Source organism: Pectobacterium aquaticum (assembly GCF_003382565.3).
Taxonomy (GTDB): Bacteria; Pseudomonadota; Gammaproteobacteria; order Enterobacterales; family Enterobacteriaceae; genus Pectobacterium; species Pectobacterium aquaticum.
Map to the genome: position 1 here is coordinate 2023897 of NZ_CP086253.1, position 13445 is coordinate 2037341.

The window sequence follows — 13445 nt, forward strand, 5'->3', positions numbered from 1 at the left end:
TATTGAATTTAAAAAAAATCACGTCATCCTATAAATTCAAACAGGGCGTAACGCTGCATGAACGTGACCTGACGCAGGTTGAATATCAATTATTCAACCTGCGTCAGGTTTTTTTTTGATCTTCATCCGGGAAAGAGGAGTTAACTATGAATACCTTTGCACGTAGCGCAATCGCGTTATGTTGTTTACAGGCACTAAGCAGCCCAGTGCTTGCCGCAGACAATACGGCAGTTAACAAAGCCGGTAATAATGCCGAGTCACAACGTCCAAATATTGTTTACATTTTGCTGGACGACCAACGTTATGATGCATTTGGCTTTATCAATGAGCGTATTAAAACGCCACATATGGATGAAATTGCACACAACGGAACATGGTTTAAAAATGCGTTTGTTACGACGTCCCTTTGCTCACCGAGTCGAGCCAGTATTCTGACGGGGATGTATGTACATAACCACGGTGTGTCAGATAACAATCCGACAGATTTGTCAAAATTGAATTATTTTCCAGAAAAATTGAAAGAAAGTGGCTATCAAACCGGTTTCTTTGGGAAATGGCACTTTGGTGGTGCAGACTATACTGCTAAAGCGGGTTTTGCTGGTTTTGATCGCTGGGTTGGATTATTGGGTCAGGGTGATTACTACCCAATAAATATGTTCGGTGAACAGGCAAAACTGAATATCGATGGGAAAATGGTCCCACAAAAAGGCTATATCACCGACGAATTAACCGATTATGCTGTCAACTGGTTAGATGGTATTGATAAGAAAAAGCCTTTTATGATGTATTTGTCACATAAAGGTGTGCATTCGGACTTTTATCCGGCGATTCGACATAAAGGATCTATGGATAAAGTCACGTTCCCACTGCCGGATACGTATGCCGACACGCCAGAAAATTATGAAGGCAAACCCATGTGGGTTAAAAACCAACGTAATAGTTGGCATGGTGTAGATTACCCCTATAATAAAAAAATGGATATGCAGCAATTCCAGCGTGATTATTATGAAACGCTGCGCTCTGTTGATGATAGTGTCGGCCGTGTTCAGGAATGGTTGAAGAAAAATGGGCTGGATAAAAATACTATCGTAATGGTGATGGGAGATAATGGTTTCTCATTTGGCGAACATGGTCTGACTGATAAACGCTCTGCTTATGAGACCTCTATGCGTGTGCCACTTATTGCCTCGGGCCCTGGTTTTGGTAAGGGTGAAGTCGTCGAAGATTTGGTCGCTAATATTGATATTGCCCCGACATTCCTGGAAGCCGCAGGAGTAGAAAAGCCGAAGAACTATGATGGGAATAGCTTCCTGAATATGACGGCAGATAAAGAAAAACAAGAAAAACGCAAAGACTACTTTGCCTATGAATACTTCTGGGAGTATGACTTCCCTTATACTCCAACAACATTTGCCATTCGTACACCAGAATATAAATATATTCAGTACTATGGAATTTGGGATAAGGAAGAGCTGTATGACATGAAGAACGATCCAGATGAGAAGAAAAATCTGATTGATTCTAAAGATAAAAAATTGATTGAGACTAAGCTCGCTCTCCGTAAGAAATTGTATATGGAGTTGAAAGATCATGATGGCAGAAACGTTATCCCTTACAACCAACGGACAAAAGAAGGGCAAGTTTTCCGCTATCAAGAGACAGGCAAGAAAATGGCAGACTTCCCTGATGAGTGGTTGCGCGGTGATAACCCTCGTGACAAGTATTCAGGCATCATCCCAGAAACAGTAAATAAAGATGCTGAAGGGGAGAAAGTGTTTGCTTCATTTGAAAAAGCTGACCAAATGGTTAAGGAATTGATGAATAAAAAGGCTGATAAATAACTAGCAGAGCATAGTATGTTGCTAATATAGAGGCCTTAAAGATAGCCATTTCATATGGCTATCTTTTTTTCTAATTTACCCCGTGTATTTAGAGATTTCCGGTCTGTGAAAAGAAAAACCAGGTAATTACTCTCGACGAATCAAAAATATTATCCTGCTTTCCAGTTAAGTCTAGATAGTGAAAGGAGCTCAGAATGAAAATGAAATATTTCGCATGTTTGGTTTCTTTGGTGTCGGTGAATGCATTCGCATTACCTGCCGATTTTCCGGTTATGCCCGCGGCAACTGTCCCCGTGAGCCAGTATGTCACGGCGGTGAATGCCGATAGCAGTATTACTTTCCGCCTGTTTGCGCCAACGGCGAAGCAGGTCAGTGTTTTTACTGGTTCGACGCCCGATAGCATTGTATCCCATGCGATGACGAAAGATGACTCTGGCGTATGGTCGTTCAAAACGCCAGCGCTGGCACCGAACCTGTATGAGTATTTTTTCAGCGTGGATGGTTTTCGCACCATTGATACCGGCACGGCGTTTACCAAACCGCAGCGTCAGGTGAATACCAGCCTGATTCTGGTGCCGGGAAGTATTCTGGACGTGCGTCAGGTGCCACACGGTGAGCTGAGAACGCTGACCTATCACTCGAAAGCATTGAAATCAGAGCGTCAGGTGTATGTCTGGACGCCGCCGGGCTATAGCGAATCGTCAAAACCGCTGCCGGTGCTGTACTTCTATCATGGCTTTGGCGATACGGGCGCATCGGCCGTGGTGCAGGGACGGATACCGCAGATGATGGATAACCTGCTGGCGGAGAAAAAGATTGAGCCGATGCTGGTCGTCATTCCTGATACGGAAACGGACGTTCCCGGCATCATCCCTGAAGACTATCCGCCGCAGGAGCGCCGCAAGGTGTTCTATCCGCGCAATGCGCTAGCGGCGGACAAGGAACTCATCCATGACATTATCCCCGAGATCGGCAAACGCTTTAACGTCCGTCAGGATGCAAACGGCAGGGCGCTGGCTGGGCTGTCTCAGGGCGGTTATCAGGCATTGGTATCCGGCATGAGCCACCTGGATCACTTCGGCTGGCTGGCAACGTTCAGCGGCGTGACCACCGAAACGGTGCCGAACACGGCCGTTGCTGCACAGCTTGAACGACCGGAGCAGATCAATCAGCAACTGAAGAACTTCACGGTGGTGATTGGTGAAACCGACAACATCACGGGTAAGGATATTGCGGGCCTGAAAACGGCACTGGAACAGAAGAATATCCGGTTTGATTATCGCCATTATCCGAATCTCGGCCACGAAATGGATGTTTGGCGGCCAGCCTACAGCGAATTTGTTCAGAAACTGTTTAAATAGCGTCTTCGGAAGCGGGCTTGAGAAATCATGCCCGCTTCCTATCAGCCCCTGAAGAGAGCCGGCCGATTCCCTTACGACAGAAACTGGCTGGTACGTGCTCGTGGTTTAACGCTATCTGCCAGCAGGAGCGTTATTGAATGCTTGCCAGCGCGTTTCCTATCTCTCGACGACGACCATTATCGGCAATGTCACGCCCTTGCCGAGCCGGAGCGTGAAGTGCTTTTTCCAGATAACGTTTCGCCTCATCGACTTTTCCTTCTTTCAGCAGAAAGTCACCATAAAAATAATTGGCATCAATGCCATTAGGATTCAGCGTCAGCGCTTTTTTTAGCATCTCGTCGGCTTTTTTCTTGTCACCAAAACCGACGGGCCAGCCAGGAACCTGGTAATAAAGAACACCGAAGCTGGTCCAAGCCGAACCATCAAGCGCGTTGGGGTCAATAGCGATCGCTTTTTCAAGCGAGGTGCGAGCCTGTTTAACCAAGCTGAGCGCGCCCAGACCACCTTTTGCGCCAGCCCAACTGCTATCGATAATCCCTGACCAAATCAATAACGTTGCATCATCATCGTTTCTGGCATGACTCGCGTCATGGGCCCGCTGGCTTAACGTGCTAAAACAATTCTCCTTGTTAGCTTCTAATGTCTGGTACTGACAGACAGACCAGTCGTGTTGTAAATCTGCCAGAGGCGTATTTGCCAGCACGGACAAGGGTACAACCCCTGCCAAGACCACGATAAGCGCTTTGAGTGTTCTCATTGATTTTCTCCTCTGACCGTGCGTCGAGCGAACGCCTGAATGATCGGTAATTTCTTGTTTAACGCGCCGTCAACGACGGAGGGAAACCAGGCATTAATTTTGACAAACAGGCGTTCCATAACGCCGAAGCGGTATCGCTTTTGTTCCGTTTCGAGTAGTCGGACAATCCGAGTGGCCACAACGGTGGGGGTATCACTACCATTACCGAGTTTGCGGTTCAGGGCATAGACGGTTTCGCTGTTGAGTGCGGTTTCCGTCGAACGAGGAGCAACATACAGTACGGAAATACCGCTGCCCCGTAACTCACGATGTAGTGCTTCGGAAAAACGGTGCATAGCGGCTTTCGTCGCGCTGTAGACGCTCCAGGCAGGATGACCAATTTCCCCGAGAATGGAACCAACATTGAGAACAATGCCCGGCTGATTAACGGTGTGTAGCAATGCTCGAGTGAGTAATGTCGGTATTTCAATATTACTACGGATCTGTTCGCGAATATCATCAAACGATTGCTGCTCAAGCAGCGCAAAGTGGCTGCATCCTGCGTTATTAATCAGGATGTCCAGCTTTCCGCTTTCGTTAAGCTGAGCGGCAAGTGCGCTAATTTCAGCATCTGAGTAGGTTTTCATCAGAGCGATACAGTGCCGTTCTGGGTGGGGCAATTGCTGTTGCAGGCGTTGCATCGCCTGTTCGTTACGCCCCACCAGGTAGAGGTTTGCGCCTTTTCTCGCCAATGCGTGTGCCAGCGCCTGGCCAATTCCGCCACTGGCGCCGGTAAGCAGGACCGTCTTGCTATTCAGATTCACGTGCGTTATTCCCCAGTTGGTTGAGCATCTGTGTATACAGGTGATAAACGCGGCGGGCGGAGTGGATAATGGCGTCCTGATCTCGCTTGTCAGTGATGGTATCCATCAGCAAAGCAAAAAATTTCAGATGATCCTGGTCAAGTTCGCCATGTGAACGCAGATAGGTGGTTGCCTTTTTTGGCAGCCCCAGTCTCTGTTCAACCTGCGCGGCAATCGACGAGGCGATCGAGACGCTGGTGCCTTCCAGAACCAGCACCATGCCAAAGAGGCTCATCGGGTTGACTCGTTCAATTCGGTAGTAGAGAAAGGCAATCATCATTTCAATCGGCAGGCTGGGCGTGCCTAGTCTGACCTTTTCTGCATCCCCACCACAAGCGCGAATATCGTTCAGGATCCACTCCTGATGGCCATATTCTTCTTCGATATACTCGGTAATTGCGCCGCGTACTGACTCATGCGATGAAGGAAGTCGGCTGCCTGCGCACATCAGTAATGGGACGGTGTGGCTGACATGATAGTAAGCCTGAGTCAAAAACTCGATATACATCTCGCGTGAGATATCACCTTCACGGCAGCGGGTGATGGCCGTAGATGAGAGCAAACTCTGGCGTTCAGCGGTGGTCTTATTTTGTAATTGCTGATAAAAACTCATTATTACTCCTCCTCACTACATGTGAGAATCTGATGTTGTAGGGCTTGCCATATGGCATTTCGGCGAGGACGGCCATTGGCCGTTAACATATCGGGTGATGAAATCGTATGGGTAAACAGTAATCGGTGCAGTTGCGCGTAATCTGGCAACTGTGCAGAAAGAGCCATCAGTTGTTCCCGTGCCTGCTCCTGTTGCCCGTCAAACGCGTCGACCAGTGCCACATTACGCACTAATCCTTCACCGAAAATCACGATGCGGCGCACTGCCGGGCATGCCATTGCTTCTGCTTCTGGCCATTCTGGGGAAAAATTGCGGCCAAAGGCGTTAATTTGCACATTTTTTATTCGCCCCAGAATATGAACGAATCCGTCGTCATCGATTCTGCCGAGATCGCCAGTCGCTACCGTCAATGAGGGAGACTCTCCCCCCAGATAGCCCAGCGCGTTGGCTGGGCTAACGACGACCAGTTGCTGATTATCATCAACCGATATTTGGATGCCCGGTAATGGCCTGCCGACGCTGCCCTGATTTGTGACCCCAGGTAGGTTGAGTGCCACGACGGAACCACATTCTGATAGTCCATAACCTTCAAAAATAGGGAGCCCGCTGCAAGCCGCAAGCTCAAGCAACTGAGCAGCGATTTTGCCACCCCCCGCCGCGATAAAACGGAGTGACTGTGTGCTGTCCTGAACGTGCTGGTGCAAATGTAACAGCACCCGTAATAACTCAGGCACCAGCACCAGACTTTCTGGATGCCAGCGCACAAGTGCCTGCGAAAACTGAACAGCATTGAAGCGGCTAGAGCCTTCAAAACCTATGTGTGAAGGTGGCAACACCACGGTTTCAGCCCCCAGCAGCAGCGGGATGTAAATGCCACACAGATTCTCAAGCAGAATACTGAGCGGTAATGTCACCAAATGCTTTTGTAAGTGAAGGGGTTGCAGCGCTGTAGCAAGCGCTTGTGCCGTCCATACCATGCCGCTCAGACTCAGGCAGACACCTTTAGGCTCACCCGTAGTGCCAGAGGTATAGGTGATTTTGGCCGTACCGGAAGGTAAGGGAATGGGGTCATCGACCGTTCTGGTTTGCAGTCTGCCTAGTGGGAAATCGCACGTATGCCACTCTTCCAACGCGTCGCCGCCGATTCGCGCATCAATCGATGCCGACGACAGCACCCAGGCTTTTTGTCCGTCGGTGAAGAACGGGGGGACCGGTACGATCACAATCCCGCTAACGAGACAGGCAAGGTCGATGATGGCCCATTCAGGACTATTTTCTGACTCGAGCGCTAACCGTTTTACGCCGAGTGACGTTAATTGCCTGGCGACATCCATGACCGACTCATGGTATTGCTTCCAGCTCCATGCTCGGGCTTCACCATGCAGGGCGACAGCATCGGGATGACGTTGTGCTTGCTGTTCAAGCATGTCCAGAAACATAGGGTTCTCCCGTAGTTGCAATCCAGGGGGCGTCAGGCAACGCGGTGAATAGGCTAAGCAGTATGCTTGTCTGACTTAACGTGGTTTTCCCGCCAACGAGTTCACCGGCCATGACCTGTGGATCGTGCAGGTAATATTCCCCCCATTCCTGTGCGGCATCACCCAGTCTTTCCGCGCTGGCAGGGGTGAGTAGGGTTGGTTGCAGATTCAGTCGATGAAAGATGTTGCGGATCTTCTTGGTGCCGGTAAACACAATCCACGAGTAATGGTATTGATTAAGCAACAAGCAGAGAGCGGCATACATGACGCGTGCAGAAGCACCGTCACTGGCGGAAAAATTTCCCACTTCGACAATCCCCTCCCGTGAAACAGGCAGGTTAAGCCGCGAGGACAATACCGTTTCAACGGGAGCATCGAGATACTGCTCTAGGTAAAATACGCCTTGCGAAGCTGTCTGGACGCCACAGGCTGCTCTCAGTTCACCACCGGCATCGTACATGCCGAGAAGCCAAGGCATACAGTGGGAAAGTGAGGCGTTGTAAATCTGATGATAGCTGTCACGTATTGACGCTGAGATATCATTCTGTTCGTATCCGCCATGTAACCATTTTAATGTGTAGGGTGACATTATTCGCATGATATAACCTCTGATGGAATAAACGCATTCTGGCAGAGGATTATTATGTCAACCTTAAGATCGTAGCGTGGGACTAAAAAATTTATATTAATTTATGCTTAAGATTTTCATTCTATAACCGTTAGACGATCTATTTATTCTCTGGTATTTGAAAATGAAAAAAACTTATGCGTCCAGCCAAATTATTTTTCACTGGCTTGTGTTTATCATGGTTGTTATTACCTATTCTGCAATGGAGTTTAAAGGATTGACACCAAAGGGAAGTTCTGCACGTGCTATGATGGCTCTGGTTCACTATACGGCGGGTTTGGGGGTGTTATTACTTATGATGGTAAGGATAGTATTGAAATATATCCATAGCACCCCCGAGATTGTTCCAATGCCGCCACGTTGGCAAATTGTAGTGGCGAAAACAGTACATATTATTTTATACATTGTTTTTCTCGCCTTGCCGCTCCTCGGTCTATTTTCGCTTTATTTCGGTCAGGTAGAGTGGTCTTTTTTGGGAATAACAATGCCCGTTGCTGGCGTACTGAATAAAGATATTCAGCACAATCTGAAAGAGTTGCATGAATTGATAGCCAATACCGGCTATTTTATCATTGGTCTTCATGCCGCGGCGGCGTTATTTCACCATTATATCGTGCGTGATAATACGCTGGACAGAATGTTACCCCTTCGCAAGGGCAGGATGCCTGAGTAGCGTCAGGCGTTTGCCCACTATCGGGTGGGGGAGGGTCAGTACGCTCGCACATATTTTGGCAAGCGTACCGAGACATCACCATGGTGCTGGCTAATGTGGTACATGGGATGACTATTCCCAGTAACTTTCCGCCTGTTTTATCAAACCCAATAGATTGACGCCATTTGGCGATCCCAAACCAGTACAGGGATCCCATCCGGCAGCAGCGGGCAACCCGTTGGTGCCTGGAATGTTACTGTTAAAGGCGTTCGACCCTATAAGCTGGTACAGAAAGCTGTTGATATTGCCAACTCGGTATGAAAGCGCCGTATTTAAGCGTGCAATCAGGCCAGCAATAATCGGGGTGGCGGCGCTGGTTCCTGCGGCTGGAAACACTTTGCCATTGAAAATCATGGTCGTGTAATTCACTCCGCTGGCATTGACTGAGAGATCGGGCGTAGCGCAGGCGTTTTTTGTATACACTGGATATTGGCGGAAATAGTTTGACAGTGCGCTGTACTGGTATGCTGGTGCAGGTGAAATGACGCTGAACCCTCCTCCGGAAGCATTGGTATTTTCATGCCAAACCTGTTCATTTCCATTGCGAAACAGGTCTGTGCCGCCACAGGCAATTACGGAATCATAGGCTGCGGGAAGATTAACCCCTACGACTTTATTATTAGAACCTACCTGATAAACACCATAATCTCCCGATGCGGCGAGAACCGTGATGCCACGTTGGCTAAGTTGCTGAAGCAGCATAGCGGACTGTACTTTTTCTGCCTGAGAAACATTGCTTTCGCCATTAGCCCAACTGGTGCTGATGACGCTCACCTCATTTTCCGTGTCATTCAATACAGCGCGGAATCCGTCTGGAAAGGATCTGGCGTAATACACGACGATTTTTGCTTTAGGCACGATCCCGGCCACCATTTGTACATCCATGTTAATTTCTAAATTGTTGATGAGTTTCGATTGAGGTGGCTGCCAGGGTTCGGTCCCTATGATTTGCACTTCGGGTTTTTCAAGCTGAAATTGGGTACAGAAGGCGGCGAGATCGCTGGGGTTAAAGGTGCCCCCTAACGCAATAATCCCCACCGTTTGTCCTTCTCCCTGATTGTTGGGAAAATGATAGAGCGCCGTCAGCTCTTGCGGTGAATATCCTGCTAATGGCTGCTGTTGTTCCTGGAGATCGCCTAAATCAGTCAGACTTTTTGGTTTTTGGATAAAAAGCTTTACGGGGGAGTCATCCTCCACCGTCGGCAGCGTTTTTAAGCGTTTGGAGGGAACGTATCCAGCCTGTAAGCCCACATTTAATCCATCAATGCCGGTAACTCTGGCCCGCAAATCGTCGGGCAGTTGGATATGTCCATGATAGGCCAGGAATGGGTTGCCGTTCTCATCCTGATAGATATGGAAAGAGACGCCAAACAATTGAGAAAACTGCAGTATGGTGCCAGTGACCGTCACGTCAAGGTTGTCGGCGTTGCTGCTGACCTTTTTCCCTCCAGCTTGTTCTGTAAGCGTAATAACTCGCTCGATAGCATTGTCATTCGTCTCAGAGCGCGGTTTCAGGTCGGAAGCAGCAAGATATTGGCGCTTTTTCGGATGGATATTACTGAGATCGCCAGTAAACTGCAGCGCATTTTCAGTGGCATCAGGCGCAAGATGAAAGGTTAACGTTAGCTCAGCATCACCATCCGCATCAGTCTGATAAACCGCGGTAGGAGGGAGTGTTTGAAAGAAATCATCGGTATAGGTATTCATCGTTTTATTCCTCTTTATCACGCATTAACGAATGTGCAGCACGGTTTCCACTCTTTCGGGGTCGAATAAACGCAGGTAATACAGCCCTGTTCCCGCCAGACCTAACATCAATCCCGGCGTTTCTTTACCGGATTCACCTACACCGCTGGGATCAAAAACGCCGCTTGGCCAGGGAGTTTGCGTTAGCTGATATTTTTGAATGCCAAATGAGGCAATGCGATGGGCCAGTTCGGCAAAATCTGCTCGCTGCAAGCATGCCGCGCCCATGAGAAGAATTTCACCATTACCCGCTCCGCCGTGGCAGAGGCTAAAATTCATTTGATCTGGCTGTGTGCTGAGCTGTTGCAGCAATTGCTGAGACGTTGTCGTCAGCCCCACTAACGCTTCCTGCAATAATGTCGGTTCGTTTAATAGTTGCCAGGCGCGTAAGCGAGAGAGTGCGATACCGGGTGCACCATGGCACCACATGGCATTGAACTGCGGTGTGCGATACATCGAGCGTAAATCGGGCCAGTTCTGATGTTGAGGGCTGAAGTTCTCACGCTCATAGTTAAAAGCCTTCAGGCCAGCATCAATATAAACGTCCCGGCGTGTCACTATGCCTAGTTCAAGCAATGCCAATCCAAAACCAGCAGTGCCATGAGAGTAGCCTGTTAAACCGCGTTCATTACCTTGAGTAAGCCAAAAGTATGCTGTGGTTTTTTTTTGCGCTTTGCTTAATAAAAAATCGCCCAACCTAACGGCACAGCTCAGCCAACGGTCATCATCTTCCGCCTGATAGATTTTAAGTAAGGCAGGAATAGCCCCTGCGGCACCGTTAATCACATCCAGTTCATTATCGGGAATGGGCAGCGTATGAAGGTGTTGCAGTAAGTTAAGCCCTTGTGCTTTCCACTCCGGCTGGTCAACTATCGAGCCGATTTTCCACATTGCCCAGGCAACGCCTAATTGCCCAGCATGAAGGCTAAATGTGCTAAGCCGATGAGGCTGTCCCTGCATATGCTGGATGCTGTTAATGGTTGACGTAAGCGTTTCGAACAAAATGGGGTCTGGCTTTTGTCGGTGCAATTCGGCCAGAAATAGCGCAATACCAGACAGACCATTGTATAACGACGCATCAAAAGTACGTGTGACGACCTGAAATTGACCATTAACGGCATCAACAACAGAGCCCTGCCAATTACTCCGGTTGTCAAAACGGAAACATTCCCGTTGGAGATGCTTACCGATACTCTCCGCTGCATTTAGGTATTGCTCATTTTTCATGATGCAGACTCCCTATTTTTCTCATTAAAATCAATGGGCAAGCTCAACGTGTCGGGGTTGAGATGCAGACGGTTGATCGCAATGCCTTTGCTGGTGAATACCTCAATGATGCAAGCCTGGTTGATCTGGCCTGTTGAGATAGAGGAGGTGTGCGTCTGCTGTTTTTCATAAGCGTTCAGCAACCCTTTGGCGATGAGTTGGCAGCGGTGCATACCGAAACTCTGGCCATTACCCGGATCTTCTGCAAAAGAAACACCTTTGGTTATGGGGTGGGTAAATAAAGGATGAATATTGAGGGAATATTTATCTAACGCCGGAATATGGGGTTTTAATACCCGCAACGTGTAATCAAAATAGCGTTTTTCGAGATACAGTACGGCACTGTCTGCTCGGTGATATAAATCAGCGTGATTCAGACATTTAAAATTAAAAGCAATATTATGCGCATTTAATACTTCAGTAATTAGCGCGACAAGTTTAGCCGCCCCCTCTGGTATAATACTCCAATAAATTCGCACCTGTGGTGCATCATGCTCCATATATTGATTACTATGCACATAATAAAACACCTGCTGAATATGGCGATTTTCTTTTTGTCGAAGAAAGTGAATATATTGATTAACCACCAGTGGCGAATTGGGAATGGCTGGAATGAAACTATTTGGATAAGCTTGTCGCAATTTTCCGTTTTTTTCTGTCCATATACTCTGAGCATCGGAATGATAAATTTTCCAGTTTTGATCGGGCGTATCCTGAGTGCGATTGGCAGCACTTAATGTCTGCATGAACATTTCACGTTCATTACGTTTAGGCAAATTTAAAATTTTTTTGTCGTCTGGAATTCCACAATAAAATTTGCTATAGAGAACCATGCTAAGCTGTGATTCCAATAATTGTTTTTGCTGCTGAATATCATGGTTCTGGTTATGTCCAAACAGGTTTAAAGGGCCACTATATTCGCTCCATGCATAGTTATGGAATACCGAATAGGCTTTACCATCAATCCGGTAACTCGTAGTACTTGTTATTTCGACGCGTTCTGAGAGTTCTTTCAGCTGTTGTTCAAAGTTCATAAGATGGTGCTCCCAGAATTTGCATGGCCCAAGCCTGTGGAGAAGCAATCATTTGTATCACTATTTGTACAATACGATTACTTGAGGGCTGTAGTTCTGCCTTGGAAATATTAGATTCAAACGCGGTTTGCAGCATTCTGGCGGCAGTGTAATGAATAATTTTTTGCCTATTTTCTTGACTGTTAAGAGCAGAGTCTGGGTTGACGATACCGCGAGCCTTGCAGTAGCTAAGCCAAAAGGATTGGCACGCGAACAGGGTATGCTCCCAGGTTAAAAATTCCATGCCAGGCTGAGGCTGGTTTTGCAACATCGGGTTAGGATTCTGAGAAAAGACCCACAGCGTTAAAAAGCTCTGCAAAAGGCCGGCAACATCCCACAATGGATCGCCGAGATCGGCAATTTCCCAGTCGATCAGTTTCAATGTGCTGGTACTATTTTGGTCTACGCGAATGAAATTGATCAATTTAACGTCACCGTGAACCAGAGTATTACCGGACCAGTTATAACGTAGATCTTCCAGAAGTTGCAGAATATCCGGCTGCTGTCGAATGAGTGAGTCAATAGGACCGAGCTGCTGTTGCGAATTTTTTACTTGGGGGTTATCTCTGTCGCCAAATAGCATAATCCACGGTGGCTGACGGTTAAAAAAATTCAGACTTGGGTTATCTTCTATTTCTTCACTGAGATCTTTATGCAAACTAGCAAGGATGGTAGCCATTTGCGAAAGTTCATCCTGATTGATGGACTTTCTTTGCGTAATGAACTCATGAAGGCTAATCGCACCGGGGAAAAATTCGGTGACAAAAACATGGTTACCTAATTCATAACCATAATAGTTAGGGGTGAAGGCACGCATTTTCGGCAATATATCAGTTTGTTGAATCAGGTAATGTACCGTTGCGTCTTTCTGCATTAAATACGCATTTTGCTGATCTAAAGACAACAGTTGCTTAATGAACAATCCGCTCGGATTGTTATCTAAAAAAACCTGAAAAATACTATTCCGGCTTTGACGCTGAATAACTTTATAGTGGCCATTAACTAAAGATTCTGGGTGTAAAAAGCCCTTATCAACCAGAAAATGAGCGAGATTGTGTAGTGTTAAGCGCATGATGGCTTCCTTTCAGGTATAAAAATCACCGACGATAATTCGCCGGTGATGAGATC

Annotated in this window: 12 protein-coding genes; 3 read left to right on the forward strand and 9 right to left on the reverse strand. The window is 47.5% G+C overall.

Annotated features, from left to right (window positions below; all coding sequences use genetic code 11):
- Positions 1-146 precede the first annotated feature (146 nt).
- Complete coding sequence (locus DMB82_RS09365; RefSeq protein ID WP_116163387.1) at positions 147-1841, forward strand: sulfatase family protein; 1695 nt, start codon at positions 147-149, stop codon at positions 1839-1841.
- A gap of 194 nt (positions 1842-2035) precedes the next feature.
- Positions 2036-3202, forward strand: coding sequence for an alpha/beta hydrolase (locus DMB82_RS09370; protein ID WP_116163385.1), 1167 nt, complete (start codon positions 2036-2038; stop codon positions 3200-3202).
- 130 nt (positions 3203-3332) lie between these two features.
- Here DMB82_RS09370 and DMB82_RS09375 read toward each other — a convergent pair whose 3' ends face one another.
- From DMB82_RS09375 to DMB82_RS09395, 5 genes are read right to left on the reverse strand one after another with little or no spacing between them, the layout of a single operon-like run.
- The gene (locus DMB82_RS09375; protein ID WP_116163383.1) at positions 3333-3959 is read right to left on the reverse strand and encodes a tetratricopeptide repeat protein; all 627 of its coding nucleotides are present in this window, start codon (positions 3957-3959) and stop codon (positions 3333-3335) included.
- A complete protein-coding gene (locus DMB82_RS09380) occupies positions 3956-4762 on the reverse strand; it encodes an SDR family oxidoreductase (RefSeq protein WP_102116347.1) in 807 nt (268 codons plus the stop codon). The genes DMB82_RS09375 and DMB82_RS09380 overlap by 4 nt, the downstream gene beginning before the upstream one ends.
- A complete protein-coding gene (locus tag DMB82_RS09385) occupies positions 4749-5414 on the reverse strand; it encodes an iron-containing redox enzyme family protein (RefSeq protein ID WP_102116348.1) in 666 nt (221 codons plus the stop codon). The genes DMB82_RS09380 and DMB82_RS09385 overlap by 14 nt, the downstream gene beginning before the upstream one ends.
- A 2-nt stretch (positions 5415-5416) precedes the next feature.
- Complete coding sequence (locus DMB82_RS09390) at positions 5417-6853, reverse strand: AMP-binding protein (RefSeq protein ID WP_102116349.1); 1437 nt, start codon at positions 6851-6853, stop codon at positions 5417-5419.
- Positions 6834-7490 (reverse strand): thermostable hemolysin, encoded by a 657-nt coding sequence (locus DMB82_RS09395; protein WP_102116350.1) that lies wholly within the window; start codon positions 7488-7490, stop codon positions 6834-6836. The genes DMB82_RS09390 and DMB82_RS09395 overlap by 20 nt, the downstream gene beginning before the upstream one ends.
- A 154-nt stretch (positions 7491-7644) precedes the next feature.
- On the opposite strand from DMB82_RS09395, the gene cybB reads away from it, so the two are divergent.
- The gene (gene cybB, locus DMB82_RS09400; protein WP_102116351.1) at positions 7645-8193 is read left to right on the forward strand and encodes a cytochrome b561; all 549 of its coding nucleotides are present in this window, start codon (positions 7645-7647) and stop codon (positions 8191-8193) included.
- Between the two features lie 111 nt (positions 8194-8304).
- On the opposite strand, the gene DMB82_RS09405 is transcribed toward cybB, so the two are convergent.
- From DMB82_RS09405 to DMB82_RS09420, 4 genes are read right to left on the reverse strand one after another with little or no spacing between them, the layout of a single operon-like run.
- The gene (locus DMB82_RS09405) at positions 8305-9939 is read right to left on the reverse strand and encodes a S53 family peptidase (protein ID WP_102116352.1); all 1635 of its coding nucleotides are present in this window, start codon (positions 9937-9939) and stop codon (positions 8305-8307) included.
- Between the two features lie 24 nt (positions 9940-9963).
- Entirely contained in the window at positions 9964-11205 is a 1242-nt protein-coding gene (locus DMB82_RS09410; RefSeq protein WP_102116353.1) for a lanthionine synthetase LanC family protein, read from the reverse strand.
- The gene (locus tag DMB82_RS09415) at positions 11202-12278 is read right to left on the reverse strand and encodes a T3SS effector HopA1 family protein (RefSeq protein ID WP_116163381.1); all 1077 of its coding nucleotides are present in this window, start codon (positions 12276-12278) and stop codon (positions 11202-11204) included. Before DMB82_RS09415 ends, DMB82_RS09410 begins: the two co-directional genes overlap by 4 nt.
- Positions 12268-13389: a phosphotransferase family protein gene (locus DMB82_RS09420; protein ID WP_116155593.1), complete on the reverse strand. Its 1122-nt coding sequence runs from the start codon at positions 13387-13389 to the stop codon at positions 12268-12270. The genes DMB82_RS09415 and DMB82_RS09420 overlap by 11 nt, the downstream gene beginning before the upstream one ends.
- Between the last annotated feature and the right edge of the window lie 56 nt (positions 13390-13445).